The organism is Cytobacillus firmus DS1, assembly GCF_000565285.1.
Lineage (GTDB): Bacteria > Bacillota > Bacilli > Bacillales > Cytobacillaceae > Cytobacillus > Cytobacillus firmus_A.
The window spans coordinates 12613-36472 of sequence record NZ_APVL01000001.1 but is presented as its reverse complement, the minus strand read 5'-3'; the positions used below and the strand labels follow the sequence as shown (position 1 = coordinate 36472).

23 protein-coding genes are annotated in these 23860 nt (G+C 42.6%); 3 read left to right on the top strand and 20 right to left on the bottom strand.

Annotated features, from left to right (window positions below):
- Positions 1–185: 185 nt before the first annotated feature.
- From PBF_RS00210 to PBF_RS00130, 17 genes are all read right to left on the bottom strand, one after another.
- On the bottom strand, positions 186–1430 hold the full coding sequence (locus PBF_RS00210) for an MFS transporter (RefSeq protein ID WP_035325520.1): 1245 nt from the start codon (positions 1428–1430) through the stop codon (positions 186–188).
- 339 nt (positions 1431–1769) lie between these two features.
- Complete coding sequence (gene xylF / locus PBF_RS00205; RefSeq protein WP_035325518.1) at positions 1770–2846, bottom strand: D-xylose ABC transporter substrate-binding protein; 1077 nt, start codon at positions 2844–2846, stop codon at positions 1770–1772.
- A 30-nt stretch (positions 2847–2876) separates the two neighbouring features.
- On the bottom strand, positions 2877–4412 hold the full coding sequence (locus tag PBF_RS00200) for a response regulator (RefSeq protein WP_035325517.1): 1536 nt from the start codon (positions 4410–4412) through the stop codon (positions 2877–2879).
- Positions 4409–5848, bottom strand: coding sequence for a sensor histidine kinase (locus PBF_RS00195; RefSeq protein WP_035325515.1), 1440 nt, complete (start codon positions 5846–5848; stop codon positions 4409–4411). Before PBF_RS00195 ends, PBF_RS00200 begins: the two co-directional genes overlap by 4 nt.
- Positions 5845–6822: a sugar ABC transporter substrate-binding protein gene (locus tag PBF_RS00190; RefSeq protein ID WP_035325512.1), complete on the bottom strand. Its 978-nt coding sequence runs from the start codon at positions 6820–6822 to the stop codon at positions 5845–5847. Before PBF_RS00190 ends, PBF_RS00195 begins: the two co-directional genes overlap by 4 nt.
- 185 nt (positions 6823–7007) lie before the next feature.
- A complete protein-coding gene (locus PBF_RS00185) occupies positions 7008–8183 on the bottom strand; it encodes a sugar ABC transporter permease (protein WP_035325509.1) in 1176 nt (391 codons plus the stop codon).
- Positions 8184–8195: 12 nt separating this feature from the next.
- On the bottom strand, positions 8196–9716 hold the full coding sequence (locus PBF_RS00180; RefSeq protein ID WP_035325507.1) for a sugar ABC transporter ATP-binding protein: 1521 nt from the start codon (positions 9714–9716) through the stop codon (positions 8196–8198).
- 84 nt (positions 9717–9800) lie between these two features.
- Positions 9801–10913, bottom strand: coding sequence for a sugar ABC transporter substrate-binding protein (locus PBF_RS00175; RefSeq protein ID WP_035325504.1), 1113 nt, complete (start codon positions 10911–10913; stop codon positions 9801–9803).
- Positions 10914–11381: 468 nt separating this feature from the next.
- On the bottom strand, positions 11382–12155 hold the full coding sequence (locus PBF_RS00170; RefSeq protein ID WP_035326567.1) for a TerC family protein: 774 nt from the start codon (positions 12153–12155) through the stop codon (positions 11382–11384).
- A 132-nt stretch (positions 12156–12287) separates the two neighbouring features.
- Positions 12288–13145 (bottom strand): manganese catalase family protein, encoded by an 858-nt coding sequence (locus PBF_RS00165; RefSeq protein WP_035325503.1) that lies wholly within the window; start codon positions 13143–13145, stop codon positions 12288–12290.
- A gap of 210 nt (positions 13146–13355) precedes the next feature.
- Positions 13356–14555, bottom strand: a complete 1200-nt coding sequence (locus tag PBF_RS00160; RefSeq protein ID WP_035325501.1) for an erythromycin esterase family protein — start codon at positions 14553–14555, stop codon at positions 13356–13358.
- A 254-nt stretch (positions 14556–14809) separates the two neighbouring features.
- On the bottom strand, positions 14810–15652 hold the full coding sequence (locus PBF_RS00155; protein WP_035325498.1) for a MurR/RpiR family transcriptional regulator: 843 nt from the start codon (positions 15650–15652) through the stop codon (positions 14810–14812).
- A 160-nt stretch (positions 15653–15812) separates the two neighbouring features.
- Entirely contained in the window at positions 15813–16505 is a 693-nt protein-coding gene (locus PBF_RS00150) for an N-acetylmannosamine-6-phosphate 2-epimerase (RefSeq protein ID WP_035325496.1), read from the bottom strand.
- A 23-nt stretch (positions 16506–16528) separates the two neighbouring features.
- Positions 16529–18061 (bottom strand): maltose/glucose-specific PTS transporter subunit IIC, encoded by a 1533-nt coding sequence (locus PBF_RS00145; protein WP_035325494.1) that lies wholly within the window; start codon positions 18059–18061, stop codon positions 16529–16531.
- A gap of 505 nt (positions 18062–18566) precedes the next feature.
- The gene (locus tag PBF_RS00140) at positions 18567–19109 is read right to left on the bottom strand and encodes a GNAT family N-acetyltransferase (protein WP_035325492.1); all 543 of its coding nucleotides are present in this window, start codon (positions 19107–19109) and stop codon (positions 18567–18569) included.
- 118 nt (positions 19110–19227) lie between these two features.
- Positions 19228–19683, bottom strand: a complete 456-nt coding sequence (locus tag PBF_RS00135) for a hypothetical protein (RefSeq protein WP_035325491.1) — start codon at positions 19681–19683, stop codon at positions 19228–19230.
- 35 nt (positions 19684–19718) lie between these two features.
- Positions 19719–19910 (bottom strand): hypothetical protein, encoded by a 192-nt coding sequence (locus PBF_RS00130; RefSeq protein WP_035325490.1) that lies wholly within the window; start codon positions 19908–19910, stop codon positions 19719–19721.
- Between the two features lie 147 nt (positions 19911–20057).
- On the opposite strand from PBF_RS00130, the gene PBF_RS00125 reads away from it, so the two are divergent.
- On the top strand, positions 20058–20525 hold the full coding sequence (locus PBF_RS00125) for an SRPBCC domain-containing protein (protein WP_035325489.1): 468 nt from the start codon (positions 20058–20060) through the stop codon (positions 20523–20525).
- Between the two features lie 36 nt (positions 20526–20561).
- Here the strand turns inward: PBF_RS00125 and PBF_RS00120 are convergent, their stop codons facing one another.
- Together PBF_RS00120 and PBF_RS00115 are read right to left on the bottom strand one after the other, a co-directional pair.
- On the bottom strand, positions 20562–20765 hold the full coding sequence (locus tag PBF_RS00120) for a ChaB family protein (protein WP_035325486.1): 204 nt from the start codon (positions 20763–20765) through the stop codon (positions 20562–20564).
- Between the two features lie 292 nt (positions 20766–21057).
- On the bottom strand, positions 21058–21534 hold the full coding sequence (locus tag PBF_RS00115; protein ID WP_035325484.1) for an Lrp/AsnC family transcriptional regulator: 477 nt from the start codon (positions 21532–21534) through the stop codon (positions 21058–21060).
- Positions 21535–21742: 208 nt separating this feature from the next.
- Here PBF_RS00115 and PBF_RS00110 point away from each other — a divergent pair, with 208 nt between their 5' ends.
- Positions 21743–22672 carry a DMT family transporter gene (locus PBF_RS00110; protein ID WP_035325481.1) on the top strand — a complete coding sequence of 310 codons (930 nt, stop codon included), beginning with the start codon at positions 21743–21745 and terminating at the stop codon, positions 22670–22672.
- A gap of 147 nt (positions 22673–22819) precedes the next feature.
- Here the strand turns inward: PBF_RS00110 and PBF_RS00105 are convergent, their stop codons facing one another.
- Positions 22820–23116 carry a hypothetical protein gene (locus tag PBF_RS00105; RefSeq protein ID WP_035325480.1) on the bottom strand — a complete coding sequence of 99 codons (297 nt, stop codon included), beginning with the start codon at positions 23114–23116 and terminating at the stop codon, positions 22820–22822.
- A gap of 281 nt (positions 23117–23397) precedes the next feature.
- Here PBF_RS00105 and PBF_RS00100 point away from each other — a divergent pair, with 281 nt between their 5' ends.
- Positions 23398–23838, top strand: a complete 441-nt coding sequence (locus tag PBF_RS00100) for a cell wall hydrolase (RefSeq protein WP_035325478.1) — start codon at positions 23398–23400, stop codon at positions 23836–23838.
- Positions 23839–23860: the final 22 nt, after the last annotated feature.

Below are 23860 nucleotides of genomic sequence, written 5' to 3'. Positions count from 1 at the left end.
CAATCAGTGGGGGTTTTCTTTATCCCCCACTGATTGTTAGTTGAACCAATAGGGCCTTTACGGGCAGTTTGGCCCCCACTTATCCTCCTTTGATTCCTCCGAGTCTTGAAGTAGGGGTCTTACTGCCCGTTAGACTGCGATAAAAATAGAGCTGCCAATATGACAGCTCCATTTTACAAGATTCCTTACAATTCACTCAGCCCAGGCTTCCCTGCTTCCAAAAGCACCTGATCCCGGCCTAATATAACAGCTAACAGGATAATGAATGCCCCTGTTCCCACAAGAAGCCATTCGATGGCAATGACATCTGCAATCGGGCCAAATATCAGCATACCAATCGGCATCATGGAGGTGGAGATCATCCCCATGACACCAAACACTCTGCCTAAATAATTCTCTTCAATTTTTTCCTGCAGCAATACGGTTACCGGTGTATTGAAAATTGGCATGGCAACCCCGAAGAACGCCATGAACAATAAATAGATCCAGAAAATCGGCACGATGCCGAGTGCCAGGGTGCAGATCCCCATGATGAGACTGGCAAGGGTCATGGTTGTAATTTTATTTGGATATCCACCCCAGGAAGCAATAATCCCGCCTCCAGCCATCATTCCGACTGAAAAGGCAATTTCTATGGCAGTCAGTTCCCACACATCTCCTCCAAAGGTGCGGGTAACCTGCAGCGGCGTCAGAAAGGCAGCAGGCGCCATTAGCACGATGAATATGGCAAAGAACAAGAAAAATTTCTTCAGGAACGGATTGCTATTCACATATTGCAGCCCTTGTTTAAAGTCGCTGAAGTAGCTCGTTGTCTGTTCCGCTGCTGCTTTTTTGTGCACAGCAATTTTGACAAACGTCATCAGTGTGACAATGGCAATCGCCGCAGTGATGACATCGATGAAAAAGATGACTTCAAGCGACGCCATTGCGATTAAAGCGGCACTGACCATTGGTGAAACAAACATAATGACAGCCTGTATGCTCCCATTTACCCCATTTACCTTTGTCAATTTCTCCTTAGGGACAATCTGCGGCAGAATCGCCCCGACTGCAGGGGTCTGGATTCCTGTTCCCAGAGCACGAATCCCTGCCATGACAAACAGCAGCCAGATGGATTCATACCCCATTAAAAACAGGATAGCAAGAATCAGTGTAGAAAGGGCAATAAGACCATCTGCTAAAATAATCAGCATCTTCCGATTGTACCGGTCTGCCCAGACACCCGCGACCGGCGATAAAAAGAAGGTAGGAATGAACCCGCAAATAATGTAGAGAGTCATCATCAAACCGGATTCTGTCGTTAAGGTAATATGCCACATAATGGCGTATTGAACAAGGGACGATCCAAAAAGCGAAATCGTCTGACTGCTCAAAAAGAGAATAATATTCTTCAGCCAATTCTCCTTCAGATTAGGATTTATTATATTCATTGCTAATCACTCATTTCTATGTTTAATAAAAACAAGCTTTGCCTATACATTCAGCCGAATCAATCCGATCTCTATATTCTATTTCTGAAGACAGCAAAAAAGAGGAGAAATTCATCCCCTCTTTAAAAAATACCGTTAAATATAGGTTTCCTTAAATAGACAGACCAATCCCGCTGCTCTGAAAATAGGCAGAGCCTTCAAACGTATTCAATTAACGATTGAAAAGCGGGTTTCTTAGTCTCATTGATGCTGTCAAAAGGAAAACCTCCATTTCATTATAATTACATTTATCATACCAGCAGAGATCGGTTCAGGCAATACCTGGAGAGGTAAACATTCTTACTTATAAACATCTTCCCGGGAATGGAACCCATCTTCAATAATAGTCCTATCCATATTATCTTTATCTACGGCAATTGGCGGAAGAAGGACGGCAGGGACCTCGATTTTGCCATTATTGATTTTTTGGTTTGCTTCAACAGACTCTCCTTTTGCCATTTTGACTGCCAGTTCTGCCGCTTTTCTTGTCAGTATTCCAATCGGCTTGTATACCGTCATCGTCTGCGTGCCTCTGATGATACGCTGGGCAGCGGCAAGCTCGGCATCCTGTCCGGCAACAGGGATTTTCCCTGCCAGCCCTTGGACTGCCAGCGCCTGGATGGCACCGCCCGCGGTTGCATCGTTTGCTGCAATCACCGCGTCTATTTGACCCTGATTGGCGTTAAGCGCTTCTTCCATGTTCACAAATGCATTGGCCGGCGTCCAATCTCTTGACCATTGATCATATACAACCTGTATATCTCCTTTTTCAATTAAGGGCTGCAGCACGTTAAAGACTCCTCTCTTGAATAAATGAGCATTATGGTCGGTGACAGCTCCCCCAATGTATACATACTTTCCCTTAGGAACCAGCCTCGTGATTGCTTCTGCCTGCAGCTCGCCAACTTTTTCATTATCAAAAGATATGTATAAGTCTATATCCGCATTTTTCACGAGCCGGTCATATGAGATTACCTTAATGCCAGCCTCGTGTGCCTTTTTGACAATTGAGGCAGTCGCCTCAGCATTATGGGGAACGACAACCAGCAGGTCTACCCCCTGTTTAATTAAGGTTTCCGCCTGCGATATCTGAACGGCGTCATCACCATTAGCCGCCATGATCTCCACTTCTGCTCCAAGCTCTTCAACAGCCTCCTTGAAAAGATCTCTATCCTTAAGCCAGCGCTCTTCCAATAGTGTATCCATTGAAAAGCCGATCTTAATTGGCTCCTCCTCCCCGCCGCCATCCATTACTTCACCGGCAGCAGGAACAGCATTTCCGGAATTCACATCGCGGACAGCTTCTGTTTTACAGGCTGACAGGACGCATACCAGAAACAGCGCAGTCAACATGAGCTTCCATTGGATTCTATACATCTGCCTTGCCCCTTTTTTCTTTCATCAATCCTATTTGCCCAAAAGGGCTTTGCGGAACTCTGTCGGTGACTGGCCGCACATTTTTTTGAAAACCTTGCTGAAATAATTCGGTTCATGATAACCTACCTCAAAGGTGATTTCTTTCAGGCTTTTCCCGGAATCAGCCATCAGCTTCTTTGCTTTTTCAATGCGGCATTCAGTCAGAAAGTCGATATAATTCACCCCAAGCTTTTCTTTGAACATTTTACTGATGTAAATTGGGCTGAGCCCCACTTTCCTTCCCAGTGCTTCAAGAGAAATATCCTCATGGGAATGTTCAGTTATATAGTATTTCAGCTGCTGGATGGTGTCCGCTTCCAGACGGTCGTAATGCTCCAAATACGATTTTTTCATTGATTTAAGCAGTTGTTCGGTTCCCGTGCGCAATTGGCGGAAATCCCGGGTTTGATAAGCAAAGAACGGTGCGGGAGCTTCAACCCCAATTTCACTCATTACCCGCGAAGCAATCCAGAGCATCTGCAGCACACGCTGCTGCGCTTGAACAACCCCTTCTCTTTCTCTTTCACACCGCTGAATCATCTCCATTACACTAAGACTGACCTGATCCCATTTACCAAGCCTGACCTGATCGAAAAACTGTTTTTCCCGCTCTTTAGTCAGCTGCAGATCTTCCCCGGCGCTAAGAGCCGGCACATCCGAATAAAATCGGTATTTAACAGGAAGAGTGGAGTCCATCGTGGCAATGAGAGATTCCTGATAGGATTGACGGATGGTCTGCAATGATCCGCAAGCGTTCCCAATCCCTATGAACCAGCCTTCTGAAGAAGCCTTTTTCGGAAGGGACAGGATTTCACCAGCAATGGATATCGCCTGAGATCGGAATGATTGCTGCTTTTCCCGAAAAACAATGATCGGCAGCTGGCGGCCATATAGGGCACCTACCCATGCACTGCCTGCTTGCCTTACCTTCTCTTTTACCGGGGTATAAAGATGTTCATGTCCTTCAGGCAGCAAAATGCTCATAACAAATTGTTCATCGGTTGAAGGAATTTCGAGCATTTCAACCAGCATATCCAAATGAACTTCATGGACGTGATCGAACAGCAGCTGTGTTACGACGTCCGTCTCAATCACCGGAAGGGCCCTTTGCAGCGCATCCTTTTGAAGCTTCGTCAATGCGCGGAATTTCCGCTCTTCTTCAATCTCTTCAAGCACCTTCCCAACTGTAGCCTCAATTTCAGTGATCTTGCTTGGCTTCAGCAGATAGTCTTTGACCCCAAGTTTTATCGCCTGGCGGGCATAATCGAAAGTATCGAATGCGGTAATCATGATAAATTTAATATCAGGATCATCTTCACTGATCAGCTTAATCGCTTCGAGGCCATTCATCCCCGGCATTTGAATGTCCATCAGAATTAAGTCAGGATAAAGCTCTTTAGCCAATTGGACAGCCATCTTTCCATTTTTCGCCTGGCTGATTTCAACGTCCGGAAATGCCTTCTGCAGAATCACTTCCAGTCCTTCCCTTTCAATTTGTTCATCATCCGCGATCAGGAGTTTTGTCATGCTGCCCCCCTCCTATCTTTCGGTATTTTCATCACCACTTTTGTTCCGTCTGCACTGCTTTCGATATTCATAATATTTTCATATCCATAAAATAGCCGGAGTCGCCTGACGACATTGGTAAATCCGATGCCTGTTGTTTTTCCATCCGTTTGGATAAATTGCCCTTGAAGAATCTGTTTAATTTTGGAGTCATCAATGCCGGGACCATCGTCTTCCACCTCTATAATCACACAGTCATTCCCGTCCTGAATGCGAAACCAAATGATTCCGCCTTCTTCCCTTGGTTCAACTGCATAGTTAACAGCATTCTCAATGATCGGCTGCAGTGTGAGGCCAGGGATGTCCACTTGGAGACAGGATTCATCGATTGACATCTTTAACTGCAGGCGATCTGTAAATCTGGCTTTTTGGATATCCATATACTGCTGCAGTACCATCACTTCTTCCCTGAGTGTGACAGGCCGATCAAGTCTTTTTAAGTTATAGCGCAGCAGGCCCGCAACACTCACCAGCAGGTCGCTGGTTTCATGTGAGCCTTCCAGGTAGGCTTTCTTTGAAAGAGTATTAAGTGTATTAAATAGAAAGTGGGGATTGATCTGGCTCTGCAGATTCAATAGCTGGCTTTCCTTCAGCAGCAGTTTGCTTTCCTGCAGCTCATGCTCCAGCTGTGCTTTATGCTGAATCTCTGATATCAGATTATTGATATTAATCCGCATGCGGTCAAAGGTTTGGGCAAGGAAGGCAATTTCATCATTCGAATCGACCTTTATCGGCAGGTGAAATCTTCCCCTTGATAACTCATTCGCAGCTTGAGTCAGCTTCTGTACAGGCTTCGTAATGCTTAAGGAAAATCCATAGGTTAAAAGCATCAAGAGACAGGTGATCATCAGCATAACCCAAATCCCCAGCTTTTTAATTTCCCCGGATTGTTCAATGATTCCCCTGTAAAAGCGTTCATAGGTATTCAGTTCACTATCAATTAGCGTAAGCGTCATCTCGGAGATATACATCGAGATGCGCGTCGCTTCCGCAAATTCTTTAGCGGAATCCTCTTTCTCATGTTCATTAAAGAACAGAAGGGACCTGTCTGCCGTCTCTGCCAGGCTGTCAATCAGATTTATATAATTGGTCAAAGCAAACTCATTTTCCGAATTTCGAAGATATAAAACTTCGCTTTGCACATTTTCCATTTTTTTCTTGCTATTGTTCAGCTTTTCCAAATTTTCCGGAGTTGGCGTGATAAAATAGTTATTCAAGTCTGCGATTACCTGCTGGCTAGTTCTTGTAACCTCGTTCATCCGGAGGTATCGCTGAAGAATGTCGTTATATTGATTCTGAGTCTTCTGATTATAATAGGTAAGTGTTATCCAAATGGCTGCCATAATCAATAGAATGACCGTTGTGAGTGTCCAGATCTTCTTATGAATTTTGTTCATTGCTCTTCCATCGCCTTTAATATCCTGATATCAGTAAGATAGCCGTCAGATTTCAGCGGCACTTCTTCGTCTTTAAGCCATTTTAAGATCAGCTCAGCACTGAGGCTTCCCATTTTCTCAGGAGATTGTTCAATAATTCCATCGAGCTTTCCCTGTTTAAGTAAAGACAGTGAATCCGGACCATCATCGAATGAATAGATATAATAAGGTTCGACCTGTGATCGCCTGCCAATTTCCTGAATCATCGCTTCGGCTATATTGGCTTTAATCGCTATAAAACTATCAGTATCCGGGTTTTGATTCAGCATATTCTGGGTGGAAGCAATAATTTCCTCCCTGACATCCGTCGTTTCAGCATAGACAGTCCGGATGCCCGGATAATCCTTCAAGACTTCATGAATGCCGTTTAAGCGCTGCTGCAGATAATATTCCTTATGCTTGTCGCCCATGAGAATGACTTTTCCCTCATGGCCCATGTCGTCGATAAGCTGCTCTGCAATCAACTCCCCCGCGAGATATTGATCCGAGCCGACGTATGTTTTTCTCAGGCTTTCGGCTTTGGGCACATCATTGGCCACTGTTATAATCGGAATGCCATAAAAAGCCGCTTTTACCTTAACTAAATCTTTAAATTCCGGGGTGTCCAGACCCTGAACGATAATGCCGTCCACTTTCGACTGAATCGCGATCTCCAGCTTCTTTAGAAAGTCTTCCTGGTTCTTTCCATAGCTTCCCCAGACTTCAAGGCTTGCTCCATCCTTCCGCGCCTGTTCCTTTGCTGCAATGCCTGCCTTGTCCCAGAAAGGTGTGTCTAACTCCTGGGTAATAAGGACCAGCCGGTATTTCATATCCTGTTCGTCTGCAGCAGCTGGGAGATCCTCTCTCGCTGTAAACGCTTTCTTTGCGAGTGCTAATGTAAAATAGCCAAGGACGATGCACGTGATGCAAATTATTAAAATACTCATTTTACGCAAGGCAGTATCTCCGTTTCCATAGTATAAATGGCTGAATATTTTTAATCATATCACCTTTTTAAATCCTATAGAATAGCCGGGATAAAAGGAAGATAGTGTGCTGTCGGAACACACAGCTGGGGCACCCTAATTCAGCGGATGCCCCAAATCATTCTGTCATACTATGAATGCAGGAAACTGAAAATCTATCCTCTCTTCTTCCGGGTCATGACATCAAAGATTACAGCCCCGGCCAATACGCCTCCACGGATCATATATTGGAGAGAAACTCCTACACCGAGAAGATTCATGCCGCTTGATAGTGATGCCATAACTACAGCTCCGATAATGGCACCGGTGATTTTCCCTACGCCCCCGGCAGAAGAAACCCCTCCGACATAAGCAGCTGCAATCGCATCGAGTTCAAATAAAGTCCCTGCTGTAGTGGTCGCTGATTGAAGCCTCGAAGTGAATAATATGCCTGAAAGCGCCGCCAGCATTCCCATTGAACCGAAAACGATATAAGTAATTTTATTTACATTGATACCGCTCAAATGTGCAGCTTCCGGATTGCTTCCGACTGCATATACATGCCTGCCGAGTACCGTTTTTGTTGTCAGGAAGTGATAAATCACAACGACCAGAAGCATAATGACCACTGTCCAGGAAAAACCGTTGTACCCTGCAAGGATCCAGGTAATATAGGAAATGATAGCAGAAACAAACACTAATTTTATGATAAAAATCCCTTTTGATACTACCTCAAACTGATATTTAATCTTATTTTTACGGGTGGAGATTTCACTGTATATATACATTAATATAGCTAATAATCCCAGTATCAGCGTAAGCAGGTGAAGCCCATTCACTTGCATAAGGGAAGGGATGAACCCATTGCCGATTGCATTAAATCCGTCGTCCTTGATAATAATGGTCCCTGTTTTCTCCGTTACCTGAAGAAGCGCTCCCCTAAAGATCAGCATTCCTGCAAGAGTAGCCACGAAAGAAGGGATGCCGAATTTTGCAACCAGGAGCCCATTGAACAGCCCGACAACAATGCCGAGCACCAGGATTATCGGGATGGTGATATAAAAAGGGATTCCCATTCCAGTTAAAAGAATCGCTGCAATGGCTCCCAAAAAGCCGGCCACGAACCCGACTGAGAGGTCAATATGGCGAATCACGATCACCAGCGTCATCCCCACTGCCAGGACGGCAATATACCCCGTTGAATCAAGCAGATTGCTAATATTGCGCGAAGACATAAACAGCCCGTCAGTCATAATGGTGAAGGTGAGCATAATAACGAATAAGGCAATGTACATGCCATAGTCACGGATGTTCTCTTTAAACAGCGATTTCGCTTCGTTAATAAATTCCATTGTTATAACCTCCTATTGCGTAGCAAGCTGCATAATGCTTTCCTGATTGGCTTCTTCAATCGACAGCTCGCCTTTAATTTGGCCTTCAGCCATGACATAGACTCGATCGCTCATCCCAAGAACTTCACCCAGCTCCGAAGAAATCATTATGATGCTCATGCCTTCCTCGATCAATTGGTTCATAATCGTATAAATCTCGAATTTAGCTCCCACATCAATGCCCCGTGTCGGTTCGTCCAGGATAAGCAATTTCGGGCCGACAAAGAGCCATTTGCCCAGAGATACTTTTTGCTGGTTTCCTCCGCTCAGGTTGCCGACGACCTGTTCAAGTGACGATGCTTTGATGTACATGGACTTTTTGTATTCCGTTGTTTCCTTCACTTCTTCGTTATCGTTAATCACACCATTTACTGCAACCCGCTTGAGGTTAGCTGCTGAAATGTTGTTTTTAATGTCCTGTATTAAAAACAGTCCATCCCCTTTTCGGTCTTCCGTGACATACGCAATCCCTGACCTGATGGCGTCACTCGGATGCTTCAGCGTTTTTGGAATGCCTTCCACCAAGAGCTCGCCTTGCAATTTATAAGATTTTGGATTTCCGAAAATACTCAGGGCAAGTTCTGTCCTGCCTGACCCCATCAAGCCAGCAATCCCGACAATTTCTCCTTTTTTAACATGGAAATTAACATCTTTTACAACTTGCCTGCCCAAATGCACAGCATAAGCAGACCAGCTGCGCAGCTCCAGAACAGGTTCTCCAAATGATTTGTTCAATCTCTTCGGATATATATCTTCAATTTCCCTGCCGACCATATTCTTAATAATGACATGTTCTGAAATTTCGCCTTTGGCACCATCCAGGGTACAAATGGTCTGGCCATCACGCAGTACGGTTGCCTTGTCTGCAATGGAAATGACTTCTTTCAGCTTATGGGAGATCATGATGCAGGTAATTCCCTGCTCTTTCAGCTCACCTAACAGATTCAGCAGATTTTCGCTGTCATCTTCATTCAGTGCTGCAGTCGGCTCATCGAGAATCAGGAGCTTTACATCTTTGCTTAATGCTTTAGCGATTTCAACTAATTGCTGTTTTCCGACACTCAGATCTTTTACTAGTGTTTCAGGATTCACATCAAGTTTCACTTTATCCAGCATTTTTTTAGCTTCCGCAATAGTCCGGTTCCAATCAACGATTCCGCCTTGCTTAATTTCATTGCCGGCAAAGATATTTTCATAGACTGTAAGATCAGGAAACAATGCAAGCTCCTGGTAGATGATGACGATTCCTGCTTTTACACTGTCACTGATCTTATTGAATTGCTGCACACTGCCCTCAAATACAATATCCCCCTGATAGGTGCCATAAGGATAAACGCCGCTGAGTACTTTCATCAGAGTGGACTTACCCGCTCCATTTTCCCCGATCAAACAGTGGATCTCACCTTTTCCTACCTTGAAATTGACATTGCTGAGCGCTTTGACACCTGTAAATTCCTTGGAAATCCCGTGCATTTCCAGAATATTTTCGCTCATCCTGACTCCCCCTTAGCCAAAAAACCTTTTTCTAAGGAGAAATAGTGATAGACGCATCTATCACTATTCCCCGTCCTTTATGGATTAAAGCCCTGTAAATTCATCGGCCTTATAGTATTCAGAATCAATCAGTTCTTTCTTCACGTTGTCTTTGTCGACAACAATTACATCTGTTTGCTTCGCTTTTACTTCAATTTTGCCGTTATCGTAAGAACCGGTAGTCTCGGGATCTTTGTCTTCAAGGATCTCAATAGCCATGCCCATTGCATCTTTTACAAGAGTACGAACATCCTTGAATACTGTCATGGATTGCTTTTCATCAATCACATACTGAATGGAAGCTTTCTCAGCATCCTGACCTGTTACAAGGTAGCTGGATACTGCGCTGTCAGTTCCAAAAACATCTGCAATGGAACGCGCAGTTCCGTCGTTCGGAGCAAGTATAGCCACATCACCCTTCATATCGTCAGAAGCAGCTGTCAAATGCGTTTGAGCCTTGTTCTTCGCTTCGTTTGGATCCCAGTTTGTTGTCACCTGGCCAATGATTTTGCTCAGCTGGTCACGGGACAAATCAGCTGTATCTTTCAAAGCTTCGGCTTCGCTTGAGTTAGCAATTTTGAAAGTGCCATCTGCAATTTTAGGCTGAAGCACACTCCAGGCTCCCTGGAAGAACAAGAAAGCATTGTTATCAGACGCAGCGCCGGCGTAAAGATATAAAGGCACATCATTGCCCTTTGCGTTGTCGACCAGGTATTGCGCCTGTGCAGCTCCTACCGCAAGGCTGTCAAATGTTACATAATAATCAATAGCATCTGTATTAGTAATTAAACGGTCATACGAAATGACTTTTACGCCATCTTTCTTTGCAGCTTCAACCGCTGCAGCAGCTGCATCTCCATCCTGCGGACAGATGATCAGCACATCAATTCCTTTGTTCAGCAAAGTCTCAACATTTTCTTTTTCCTTAGCTGAAGATCCCTGGCTAAACAAAATCTCTGTTGTATATTCCGTTCCTTTTAACGCATCTTTAAATCTTTGCTCATCCTGAACCCATCTTGGTTCATCCTTCGTTGGCAAAACAATTCCTACACTTACTTCACTGCTGCCGCCGCCAGTGCCTTCACTGCATCCTGCCGCAATAAATGCAAACATCAAAAAAGTCAGCATAAGAGAAATGACTTTCCACTTTCTTTTCATTCTTTTTCCCCCTTTATAATGGATAAAAATTACTTGCCTACATGAAAATTATATCTTTATTACTAGTGCATGAAAGCGTTATCACTAGCACTCTTTTAATATTATCTGTAAATTTTTATTCTTCCGATTAATCTTGCGTTTCGCTATACATCCCTATGGCTACTGGCTGCCGGAACATCTTTCACAGAGAGGCAGTCCTTTTTCCGCCTAATTGTTTCAGCCAATAAAAATTGGCAGCCCTCAAAGGCTGCCTGTGTATAAAGACCCAAATTGAGCCTTTTGCCCTATTATGATTTCAGCCTGCCGATCAGTTTCTGCAGCTGTTCAGCTCTCAAACTAACATGTTCAGCAGATGCAGCTATTTCTTCTATAGATGAAAGCTGTTCTTCATATTTCCTGTATTTTTTTAAAATTAAAATTTTTTACCCAAAAAAAAATGCGCTAATCCGAAGATCAGCGCATTTTTCTTTATAAAGCTTCCCCCTCTGTTTGTTTCTTACCGGGAGCAAACCACCCAAGCAGTGCAATGGCCACCAATACGCCATAGAAGACGATAGTCCAGCCTGTACTATGAGGGAAGTGATGATCAAGGACACCAATATCCTCATGGGCAAGTGTGATAACAGCAAGCTTGACACCAACCCAGGCGACAATCGCATAGGCTGTTGTTTCCAATGCAGGCCGTTTGGCAAGCAGCTTCACAAACCAGGTAGCCGCGAACTTGATCAAGATCAGTCCGGCAATCCCGCCTAAAACGACGACAATAAACTGGCCTCCATCCATGCCGCCGAAATCATCAAGCGGTGAATCCGGCAGTCCAAGTGCCAGTGCAACAGCCGCAAGAATCGAATCGATGGCAAAGGCAAGATCCGCTAATGCAATCTTTCCTACAGTAGGCCAAAATCCTTTCCCGGCTGCGTCTTTCTTCACATCCTCGCGAATGTTTTTATTTTCTTTACCGAACTTGGCCTTAATCACATGTTTTAAACCAAGGTACAATAGATAGGCCGCTCCAATGGCCTGTATCTGCCAGACGTTTGCAATAAAAGATATGGCAAACAGCGCACCAAATCGAAAAACAAATGCCATAATGATTCCATAATTGATTGCCCTTTTCTTCTCGTCTTCCGGTAAATGCTTGGCAATGACTGCCAGAACAAGGGCATTGTCCGCTGACAGCAATCCTTCCAGTCCAATTAATATCAATAATGCCCAGGCGTACTCGAGCCAAATAGACTCCATCCGTGACACTCCTTTCAGGAACAAAAATGTTCTCCTTGATTCGATAACTATAGATTCCCCAAAAATGCTAAAGGAAACCTTAAAAATATATAATAAAATGGCGTCCTATATTCAGGACGCCAGAAGAAAAAACTAATTATTTAAATCAAAAAGCCCCGGCGCATGCTCACTTGGCATGTCAGGCATTTCAGGAACAGGATAGCCTTTTGGCGGTTCTACTACAGCAAGATCTCCGCCATTTCTGCTTGGAGTTTTACCCTGGAAGATCTCGCCGATCCGGGTATCATCCAGCCTGAAATTAAACTGTGCATTATGGAAGCCCATCTCCACATATTTACGGCACTCAGGGTATTTATTTAAGTCGTAATTAGGAATCGGAAATATTTTACCCCAATCCACTCCCAGCGTTTCCAGTGCTTTTGCGAAGGCATTTTGATGGGCATTATCCCGGACAATCAGGAAGGCAATCGTCTCTCTCAGCGTCTTATTGCTGCTCATCTCGTAAATCCTTGATTTCTGGAGAACACCTGTCGATTCAAGAACCACATTATTCAGGAGGTTGGCTACCAGGTTGCCGTGGTCATATACCCAGGAACCGTTCCAGGGGTTGCCGCCAGCATCAACAGGAAGTGATGCCTTTGCTCCTATAATGAAATGATGCGGATTCGCTCCTCCCTGGATGACATCATCCAAAGGAGCCCCATCTGCTGCCTGGTTGCCAGGCATATCCCCTCCTGCTTCATTCAGAAGCTGGTTAATCGTGGATTGGACAAGCTCCACATGGCTCAGCTCTTCCAAAAAAACGCCTCTTATCAGATCGCGGTATTGCTTCGCCTTGCCTCTGAAATTCGCACTCTGGAATGAGAACTGCATCATTGTCCGCATTTCACCAAACTGTCCGCCCAATGCTTCCTGCAGCACTCTCGCCGCATGCGGATCCGGCTTATCAGGTACAATCATATTGATTAAATCTTCTTTATAGAAGTACATAGATCATCAATCTCCTTTTACTAAGCATTCTTAATTAGAATGCCTGCCCGGCTGCCCATTATTCGTCCCGAATTAATGTCCCCAGCACTCAATTTTTGGAGAGGACCTTGCATTAAAAAATAAAGTAACAGTAAGCCAGCCCCGCAATCGCCGAGCAGCCGGATTCATAGTCGCCATGACCACATACTCTTGCCTGCTTTCATCCCTTCATCATTCTAAATAAACGGGCGGCTGCACCTTTCTGCAAAAAAAGATACCGTCATAATGCTTTTGAGGATAAATGGAAATCGGCAGCTGCCCCATCATCCCTGCTTCAAGGAGCTGCCATCTTCGCTTCATCCAATTTCGTTCCGGAAGCCCCTTGTCACATAAAGGCACAAAGCTGTCATGCCGGCAAGCCTCCATGAACAAACTCTCCAGTTGCTTATTTTTGAAGGCATCAATGGAAAAGTGAACTCTTAGCAGTGAAGCAAACTCACCTGCTCCTGCATAAAAACCTATCGAATATACTTGATCACCATAACATTTTGATAGCAGCTGTCCTACATTCGTAATTCCAAACAGCTTAGAAGTTACTGTTTTGCTTTTCCTGATGTGAAAGTTATGAGCCCAAACTATGACTTTTTCACCTTTGTAATACTCTTCTAATAACCACTGCAGGTTCTTGAACATATTCGTTCCCCGCATGACACCAGATGCAATCCAGCTTTTTGTATTGATCTCCAGCCACTTTAGCCGATTTTTCAGCCCCTGTTCAATAACCTTCAGGATCTCTTCTCTTTCCAGATCAGCTTCACTCACCCTGCTCGCAAAAAGCTCCAAGGATGATTGAAATAAATCCATGCACATTCGTATCTTTACTTTGACCACTTTTGGTATTTTGGCTTGTCCTCTAATCTCCTCATCGATTTCAAAGAATAAGGTCTCTGCCCGATTGATTGAAGAAACAATTTCTTCGTCAGCGTGGTGCCTGAGCCAGTCCAGCATCCTATGAGAGACCTCCTGATATGCAGGCTGAATATCCATTCCTGAAATATGAAGGCTATCTGCCCAGGACTCCTGAAATAAAGGAAGCATCTCTTCGTTATGAAAAATATCAAGAAGACTGTGCTGAATTTGTTCTCTAGCAGGCAGGCTTTTCAGAAGTATTCTGCTTAATACCGCTTCAAGCAAGCCGCTCTCCAATACAACAGCATTAAATCCATGGACCTCATGCAAATACTTAATCATATTCACTTTAGTTCTATAAAAATCTCCGATTCCATGGCTGCTCTCTCCCAGCAGCACAATCCTTTTCCCCTCAACATATCGATCCATACAGGAGAAATCAAGTGGATCTGTTATTTCACAGCCCTTGCCGGCTATTTGATCTATCCAAAGTGATTTTGTTTTTCGAGTTATGAAGTTCATTAACAAACCTCCAACTTGTTTCCCAATATGACTATACCTATTAATACGATTTGGAATTAAATTGGTTTCACCTATTCATATACTTGGCAAACGGCGCCATCGAAAAGATAAAATAGATTCAAATCATTCGCAGAAGAAACGGATTATAGGCGGGATCATTCTACTGAATTCATCTCACAGTGCAGAAACGGCAAAAGAGCCTTCATGCTGAGGCTCTTTTTTACTTCCCAAGCTTAATTTGTATGTTTACTGCTTTATCTAATATCTTTTAACGCCCTCAACGTCTTATCCCGTATCTGAACACGATTGACATAATCCTTTGCAACGAGTTCGGTATAAAGTAAGTCAAAGAGCAGGAAAAGCGGCAAAGTTGGAGAGATGTTCTGCCCCATATGCATACTGCTTTTCCCCATAACGAGAAGGGATAAATCTGCTAACTTCGAGAGCTCAGATGCTTTATCACTTGTGATGGCAAGGATTGATGCCCCTTGCTTCTTGGCCATTTTAATTGCGTCAATAACTTCTTTTGTTTTTCCTGAAACAGATATTCCAATGATAAGGCTGCTGCCTGAACTTAATGCAGCATCCATCACAGCTTGATGGGGGTCAGTAATCGATTCAACCTGAATCCCAATCCGGAAAAACTTCCATTTGAACTCCTGTGCTGCTATCCCTGAGTTGCCGATACCGTATACATGCACTTTCTCTGCATTTCTCAAAAGAGAAACAGCTTGCTGAATATCAAAATAAGTCATTTTCCGAAAAGTCGTTTCAATGATCTCCAAATGGTTTTGATAAAGATTGGAAAAATAATCTATGTCCTTAATGTCACTGGCCACAGCAGGTTTATTTCTTAAATCAATATATCTTTTTAGCTCGTGTTTAAATTCATTAAAACCTGAGAAAGAGATCTTTTGACAAAAACGGGTAATCGTAGCCGGGGAAATGTGAATTTTTTTCGCAATTTGATTGATTGATAATTGGCTGATCTCATCAGGATTTTCGATAATATATTTTGCTAATTCCGACTCAGAGCTTGTGAATTTTTCCATGGTGCATGCTATGCCATGCAGAAGGTTCTCACCGAGATACTCCATATTCTTTCTCCTCTTTTAGATAATACATATATCCATTATACAAGATGATAACCTAATTTTTGTTCAAAGGACAATAAACTATGAAATACCCGTAACTAGCCTTAATAAAGCAAAAAGCTGAAAATAACCCAGTCTAGAGCCTGGTTATTTTCAGCCGAACCTACTTTTGCATTGCATCTACAAATCTCTTCGTGATAATCTGCGGTCTGGTAATCGCACCGCCTACCACAACCGAGTGAACATGAAAATCCAGTACCGAGCGGGCAATTTCCGGTGTTGAAACATTGCCTTCTGCCAATACTTTTGCGTGACTCACTTCTTTTACAATTTGCTTAATCACGGCATAGTCATGATCATCGATTTTCAAGCCTTTTGTCTCTTCTGTATATCCGTATAATGTGGGTGCGACAATATCAAACCCCAGCTTATCAGCAAAAATGGCTTCTTCCACTGAAGAGACATCTGCCATCAGCAGAATATGAGGGTACTTTGATCTTACTTCCTGATAAAACACTTCCAGACTCTTTCCATCCGGACGGATCCGGTTCGTTGCATCTGTAGCAATGATTTCAGCACCCGTATCAGCTATAGCATCTATCTCTTTCAAGGTTGGTGTAATAAAGACAGGATGGCCGTTATATACCTGTTTTATGATGCCGATCACCGGAAGATCGACTTGTTTTTTTATTTCCCGAATATCAGAGACGGAGTTAGCCCGGATGCCAACTGCCCCTCCCTCCTTTGCAGCTAATGCCATGCGTCCCATAATGAATGGGCTATGGAGCGGTTCCCCTTCTAAAGCCTGGCAGGAAACAATTAGTCCATTTTTTATCTGATCCAGCACTTGATGCATGTAAAACACGTCCTTATTATTTATTACTGACCTAAATATTCTTCTATCTCGTTTTTTACAATGGTGACTTGAGGTCCATAAATAATTTGTACACCCGTTCCTTTTTTCACAATTCCTTTTGATCCGGTCTGTTTAATGACATCGTCTTTTACAAGGGATTCATCCTTAACGGTTACCCGCAGACGAGTCGCACAGCAATCAACGATATCAATATTATTTGTTCCGCCTAATCCTTCTACAATTGTTTTAGCACGGTCTGTAGCTGAAACTTGCTCTGCTGCCTGTTCCTCGTCTTCACGTCCAAGAACCTTGAAGTTCTTTTTTCTGATTAAGAATTTAAACGTAAAGTAGTATAAGAAGAACCAGGGAATACCTACCATTAACACATATGGCCAATTTGTTTTATCGGCCCCTTGGAGAATTCCAAATAAAATGAAATCAATAAATCCGCCTGAGAAGGTTTGACCGACAGTAATATTGAAAATGTCTGCCATCATAAAAGCAAAACCATCGAAAATGGCATGTACTAAATAGAGAAGAGGTGCCACGAACAAGAAGCTAAATTCAAGCGGTTCAGTGATTCCTGTCAAGAATGATGTTAATGCTGCTGATAACAAAATCCCCGCTACCACTTTTCTATTTTTCTTTTTAGAGCAATGATAAATGGCCAATGCAGCTCCTGGGAGACCAAACATCATGGTTATAAAACGGCCTGACATGAATCTTGATACCCCTTCGTAATATTGTTCAGTCGAAGGATCACCCAATTGGGCAAAAAAGATATTCTGTGTACCGCTGACTAGTTTTCCGCCAATCTCCAGCGTTCCTCCAAGAGCTGTTTGCCAGAATGGAAGATAGAAAATATGGTGCAAGCCAAGCGGTCCGAGCATACGCAAAATAAATCCGTAGAATAGAGTTCCTATTTCCCCGGTGCCTGTAACCACCGAACCAAGTCCATTGATTAAAGCCTGGAAATAAGGCCAGATCACAAATAGAATGGCTCCCACAAAAATCGAAGCAAATGATACGACAATCGGAATAAATCGAGATCCCCCAAAGAATCCTAACACTTGAGGCAGCTGAATTTTATTGTATTTATTATGCAAGGCAGCTGCTGTTATCCCGACGATAATACCGCCAAATACACCGGTTTCCAAAGTCTGAATCCCGACAGCCATCCCTTGACCGGCTCCTGCCAGGTTATCCTTCGCCAGGTCTCCGGTTAATGAAAGCAGCGCACTAATGGTGCTGTTCATAACAAAATAACCAATCATGGCTGCTAATCCAGCCGTTGCTTTATCTGTACGGGCTAAACCAATCGCTACCCCTACCGCAAATATGATCGGCAAGTTGGCAAATACGATCGAACCTGCTGCACTCATGATCGTAAAAATGGCCTGCAGCCAGCTGATATCTAAAAATGGATATGCTGAAACCGTATTCGGGTTAGACAGCGCTCCGCCAATTCCTAATAACAAACCAGCTGCCGGCAAAACCGCTATAGGAAGCATGAATGATTTCCCAAATTGCTGTGCTTTTTCAAAAGCTTTTTTCATTAAAATTGCCCCCCCTTTTATCTTGATGTGAAATTTTTGTACTTTATCCTTCTACCCGTATCATATATTCGCAGCAGCATTAGTTCAATGACATTGAAACCGTTTTCAACTCTTTTCATTATTCTCCCGCCAATGCTGAAAATACGTTCATTTTAGAGCATATGTATACTTTTCTTTGATTCTTGGTAATAGAATATTTATTAATGATTTCCTGTCTTTTCAGTATTGATTTATTGAAAAAATGAATGATTCAGATGGTAATTTTCAAGCTGAACGAAGAGGAATGATTTGAGGACTATTGGTCAGCAGCTGGAGAAGCCATGAATTCTGCAGCTAAAAGCTTGCCTGCAATCGTGGAATAAATTGAACCAAAGCTATTAGAACACTAGTCAAAAAGAATAGGAAGTTACAAATGAACATGAAGCATCGGCACTGACGGCCATAGCGGCATTAATGGATCAGCAACCTCCAAAAGATAATTATTGCACTCAAGAGTTGGCGCGGATTATATAATAAAATGAACCCTGACCCGCCAAATCATATGATGAGCCCCTGTACCCCAATAATCCTTTAACAGATATTCCGGTTCTCCAAACTTCTTTTTCCAGATCTTTTGTGATTGTTTATAGCCCGAATCCAGACAGAACTCTTGCACACCTTTATTCTTTAGAGTCAAATACATTTCATTTAGCAATTGATTGCCAATGCCTGATTTCTGATAGTCAGGATGAACAAATACTGTACCCACTTCATAAAGATCACTAAGTGCCCCCTCTGTACTTTTGTTTATAAGCTCACTTGCCGGGCCGTATTCTATAGTGCCGATAATCTTATCACCAGCTAAAGCAATTAAAAAAAATCTCTCTTTGCCGCCGCTTATCAGATCGCGATGCAGATAGCTATTCTTGGCTTCTATCTCATCTTCCATGTCTTCCTGCAGCTCCCCTATACCTTCTTTATGAAATGTATCGATGATCACTGTCCTGAAGAAATGATTCAGCTCTTCCTTATCCGCTGCCTTTGGTCTTCTTATCAGAACTCTAAGCATTATACACTCTCCCTTTCATGCTTCTTCCTTTAACTTGCCTGGCGCAAAAATGCCCCCTTAATTAGGGGGCACTCTATGCAGATAAACTCTCTTAATCCCAATTTGCAAAATATTCCAATTACTGAATAACCACATTCCCTGCATATTGTGCACTTCCTCTATCAGAACGAAGATACACTTCTATTACATATTCACCTTTTTCTTCAGGAATAGAAAAAGAACGATGATCATTTAAGTCCAATTGAATTTCCTCATCATTTTTCCATAGGGAAACTGATAATTCTTCCACCATAAAATCTTCACTGTCAAACAGCAGATCTATTTTTTGCCCGGCATTATAGGACAGTGCTTTCTGTTTCTTCGCAAATGATATTATATCATCTGTTTCTTTCTTGATCTGCTTGTTATTTTCTCCTCTCCAATCAACATTTGCTTCCTGCAATTCTGCTGACTGTACACTATCAGTGTTTGAGAGAGTTACAGCTGGCGGAGTGAAATCATATTCTTCCGCTATGCAGCCTGTCAATGCCATAACCAGCCATAACCCGGCAGCCAGTTTCCAAAAACATTTCATTTAGCACCTCTATTTTTTAATAATATGGCCTGGATTCAGTTACCGCCGCCTCCGCAGCCGCCGCCATCAGCGCTAAAACTATCACAGCTATCCGAGCTGCTGCTATAATCTCCTATATAATGATGGGAGGAGGAATTCCCGCTATTATTAGTACGTTTCATTGGTTTGGAACCACTAATACCAATCACAATAATAAGAAGCAAACCCATAATAATTATTCCTGTCATGTCCATCACCCCTTATTTCTATATACGGATGAAGGCATAGTTAGTTTCAGAAAATTTACAAAATAATACCCTTTATTAATTTCCAGCAAGCTTTGCCGAAAAAACTAGTAAGATGCTTTTGATTAAATAGAAAATGAGGATTTTAAAATGGAAGACATATCGGTTTACAGGTATGAAGATGTCATTCACGCCCCCATTGATCTGGTTTTTAAATACGTGGATGACGATGAAAAAATAAAGCTCTGGAATACCATGCTGATCGAAAACATTTATGACAATGAGGAAAATAAACCAATCCCGCAGCCTGGGACTAAGTTTGTCACCGTTCAGAAATTGGATAAAAAAATCATCAAAATCGATTCCGAGTTGATCGAATATGAGGCTCCCTATAAAGTTGTTATGCACTCCCATTCCAAAGAGGGATTAAGCATTTCAAGGTATCTCTTATCAAGGGAACATGACGGGACGCGTCTGATTGTAGAAGCAAGCCTGATTCCGAGCAGCCTCTTTTATAAGCTGACAACCAAACTATTAGGCTGGACGGCTAAATTTGTGTTTGAAGAGCAATACCAGAACTTGAAGAAATATGTTGAGAATGAAGCGGATGATGATTGAAAAAAGGTGTCCTTAAACGGGACACCTTTTAACTATTTACTCTTCCTTTTCAACCCATTTATCATCATCATTCTTCTCATATTTCTTCTTCACTGCACTCCAGGCCACCTTAAAGGCCGTTTCTTCCTCGTCATACTCTTCACTTGCAGAATTAAACGCTTCCTTAAAGATTTCCTGTGCGTGGTGCGGAAGGTTGTCTTTAACAGAGTCCGGCAGATCGCTTAGTTTATCGTATGGCATTTTTGTTTCCTCCCCGCAGCTTTTATGTTTCTTTTTTCCTGATTAAGCGGTTTTTAAACACAGACAAAAATACCCCTCATATAGAAAAGCTAATCGGCTGCCCATCCATCGTTTATATCCAATCCTTCACATAAGCCACTAATCCAATTACAGAGCCAATTGCTGCGCCAAAAAGCACATAATAACGCGTTTGGAGCTCCGCGAGCTTTTTCGTCAACCTAATCCCTCCTGAATTTTGTTTCTAGATTCTACGATTTTTTCTGGAAAAGGTTTCAAGTTTTTTCATCAGATACTATTCAAGTATCGGCAGCACTGTCGAATCCTTAATCTCCCTCAAGGCCAGGCTGGTCTGTATTTTCGTAATCCCCAATTCATTCAGCTTCCTGATGAACATCTCCAGCCCCTTGCGATCCCTGCACGCCACTTTCAAAAGATAATCATACTCCCCTGTTAAACAATGACATTCTAAAACTTCCTTCATGGATTCCAGGGTCTTTTCAAGAGATTCCAGTTTTTCCGCCTGGTGCATATTGGTGCTCATAAATACGAAGCATAATAAATCAAAGCCCAGCTTCTCATGGCTTAAAATAGCGACATGCTCCTGGATATACCCTTCCGCTTCCAGCCTCTTAATTCTCGCATGCACAGCCGGAGCTGACAGATTCACCCTTTTCGACAGTTCCAGATTGCTAATCCGTGCATCCTTTTGAAGCAAATCCAAAATTTTTATATCCAGGTGATCCAATACCTTACTTACAATCGATTCCACTGTCCATCCACCCTTTTCAATTATTCCAAATTTTGTTCAATTCACATTCCCAAACTGATTTTTTTATTCTTATTATCTAATATACTTTTAATTATTCCGAATTAATATCATTATACAAAATTATCTTTTGTTTAATTTAAAAAATGTTAAAATTATTCATATAAACAATGTCATTGTGCACAATGGCTCTGAAAAGGGGCTAAATGACGTGAAATATTATCTTCTCCTTTTATTAACAAGCTTACTTTGGGGCGGAAATTTTATTGTTGGAAAAACTCTTGTGGACCACGCATCTCCTATAACCTTAACCATTTTACGATGGACCATCGCCATTATCTGTCTCGTTCCTCTTGTCTGGCAGAAAGAGAAGCGGCTAATTCCTCCGAAAAATGCCTTCCTGCCATTATTTCTGATGGGCATCACGGGCGTAGCTTTGTTTCAGGCTCTGCAATTCATGGCACTTGAAAAAACATCGGCTACGAATGTTGGGTTAATTTCAACATTGAACATGTTTTCGATTGCTGCATTCTCTTTCTTTTTTCTAAAAGAAAAAATGAATTCACTTCAATTCTTTTCCATGGTTGTTTCATTATTCGGCGTTTTGCTTGTCCTCTCAAAAGGGAACTTGGTATTATTATTTTCAATGGAATTTAATATGGGAGATCTCTATATGATGGCAGCTGTAGGCATGTGGGGGATCTATTCAGTCTGCAGTAAATGGGCCATGTCGTTCGTTTCTCCAATGATGTCCATCTTATACTCTGGCATTTTCGGCCTTCTTGCTCTACTGCCATTCGGCATTGCTGATTTCACCGTTACAGATGTCAGTTCTTCTTTTCTTTTATCCATTCTGTATACGGGTCTGATTTCAACAGTCCTGTGCATGGTGCTCTGGAACATCGGGATCAGCCAAATGGGACCAAGCACTTCCGGCCTGTTCCTAAACTTTAATCCAATTTTCACTGCCCTCTTGGCTTTTATCTTTTTAGGAGAAGTTATGAACTGGACACAAGCCATCGGAAGCATCATTGTCATTGCGGGCTGTTTCTTATTTTCGGCACTTAAAACCAGGCCTGGAAAAACAACAACGGAGATTCCTGCACCAGTGCTCATAAGGGAGCCAGTTAAGCAAAGATAAACAATAGTGCCTGTTCCGTAAATGGAGCAGGCACTTTGCATACTTTCAATTGCTGCAGCAGTTCTGCTGCGGGAAAGAGGGACAGGTTCCCCGTTCCAGTTGAAAATTCGGGAACAGAATACCTGTCTCCTTGTCCCTTTCTAATTATTAGTGCGGTATTGAATGTGTAATCAAATAAAAAACCATAAATATACTAAACAAGAATAGCAGAATTAACACCGTATAAAAAACCTTTCTCCAAAATCCGCCTATGTAGTAGATGCTTACTAAAAAGTAATAGATTAATGCACTTCCAAAAATAAACAGAAGAAATTCTTTGGTTTCTTCTTTTAATGGCAGCGGTGTGGTCACATTTGTTAATGCCATACCACCGAAAATAAATAAGCCTATACCATATAATAAATTTTTCAGACTTACTTCTCTTTTATCATCTTTAGTTTTCAAGATACCTCCCCCCTTATGTAATGGTACGAATTTCCATAGGGAAAGTTTCACCAAACCCCTTTTTTCGCATAACTCAAACGGAGGCAGCATATAAATTAGTTAGCTTATTTAAAAAGAACTCGAAACAGTTAAGCCACAGCTTTCTGTTTAAATATCAGTAATAAGGGGGTGCTGAACGCTTTGCGATTTGCACCCCCAATTAATATTTTCCCGGCTTAAAACTGAACCTGTTAACATGTTTGCAGAATTTCTTAATACAATTCCTTTAGAGGTGATAAAAAGTGCCAAGAGTACAATATACCGACAGCGATGTGGCTTTAATGGCAAGGATGATGAGAGCAGAAGCCGAAGGTGAAGGAAAACTGGGGATGCTGATGGTTGGGAATGTAATCGTCAACCGGCGAAAAGCTAATTGCCTCGATTTTGAAGGCTTAAGGACCATCCCGCAAGTCATTTTCCAGGTGCAGGGAGGGAATTATTCTTTTGAAGCTGTACAGAAAGGAAATGTCTTTTACAACAGGGCACGAAGCGTAGAAAAAAGATTGGCCAAACAAACCTTAGATTATTGGAGACAGCATCCTTCCAAGTTTGCTCTCTGGTATTTCAATCCGTACGCTGCATGTCCGCCAACATGGTACGATCAGCCTTTCTCAGGGCAATTCAAACAGCATTGCTATTATGAGCCTAAGGCCAATACATGTGAAGGCGCTTATATTTGGTGAACATGACCCCCACGTTTTGTGG

Bases quoted from the DNA above. Each gene is read 5' to 3' on its own strand.
- PBF_RS00210 (WP_035325520.1), bottom strand. From the start codon at position 1,430: ATGAATATAATAAATCCTAATCTGAAGGAGAATTGGCTGAAGAATATT.
- xylF (WP_035325518.1), bottom strand. From the start codon at position 2,846: ATGTATAGAATCCAATGGAAGCTCATGTTGACTGCGCTGTTTCTGGTA.
- PBF_RS00200 (WP_035325517.1), bottom strand. From the start codon at position 4,412: ATGACAAAACTCCTGATCGCGGATGATGAACAAATTGAAAGGGAAGGA.
- PBF_RS00195 (WP_035325515.1), bottom strand. From the start codon at position 5,848: ATGAACAAAATTCATAAGAAGATCTGGACACTCACAACGGTCATTCTA.
- PBF_RS00185 (WP_035325509.1), bottom strand. From the start codon at position 8,183: ATGGAATTTATTAACGAAGCGAAATCGCTGTTTAAAGAGAACATCCGT.
- PBF_RS00180 (WP_035325507.1), bottom strand. From the start codon at position 9,716: ATGAGCGAAAATATTCTGGAAATGCACGGGATTTCCAAGGAATTTACA.
- PBF_RS00175 (WP_035325504.1), bottom strand. From the start codon at position 10,913: ATGAAAAGAAAGTGGAAAGTCATTTCTCTTATGCTGACTTTTTTGATG.
- PBF_RS00170 (WP_035326567.1), bottom strand. From the start codon at position 12,155: ATGGAGTCTATTTGGCTCGAGTACGCCTGGGCATTATTGATATTAATT.
- PBF_RS00165 (WP_035325503.1), bottom strand. From the start codon at position 13,145: ATGTACTTCTATAAAGAAGATTTAATCAATATGATTGTACCTGATAAG.
- PBF_RS00160 (WP_035325501.1), bottom strand. From the start codon at position 14,555: ATGAACTTCATAACTCGAAAAACAAAATCACTTTGGATAGATCAAATA.
- PBF_RS00155 (WP_035325498.1), bottom strand. From the start codon at position 15,652: ATGGAGTATCTCGGTGAGAACCTTCTGCATGGCATAGCATGCACCATG.
- PBF_RS00150 (WP_035325496.1), bottom strand. From the start codon at position 16,505: ATGCATCAAGTGCTGGATCAGATAAAAAATGGACTAATTGTTTCCTGC.
- PBF_RS00145 (WP_035325494.1), bottom strand. From the start codon at position 18,061: ATGAAAAAAGCTTTTGAAAAAGCACAGCAATTTGGGAAATCATTCATG.
- PBF_RS00140 (WP_035325492.1), bottom strand. From the start codon at position 19,109: ATGCTTAGAGTTCTGATAAGAAGACCAAAGGCAGCGGATAAGGAAGAG.
- PBF_RS00135 (WP_035325491.1), bottom strand. From the start codon at position 19,683: ATGAAATGTTTTTGGAAACTGGCTGCCGGGTTATGGCTGGTTATGGCA.
- PBF_RS00130 (WP_035325490.1), bottom strand. From the start codon at position 19,910: ATGACAGGAATAATTATTATGGGTTTGCTTCTTATTATTGTGATTGGT.
- PBF_RS00125 (WP_035325489.1), top strand. From the start codon at position 20,058: ATGGAAGACATATCGGTTTACAGGTATGAAGATGTCATTCACGCCCCC.
- PBF_RS00120 (WP_035325486.1), bottom strand. From the start codon at position 20,765: ATGCCATACGATAAACTAAGCGATCTGCCGGACTCTGTTAAAGACAAC.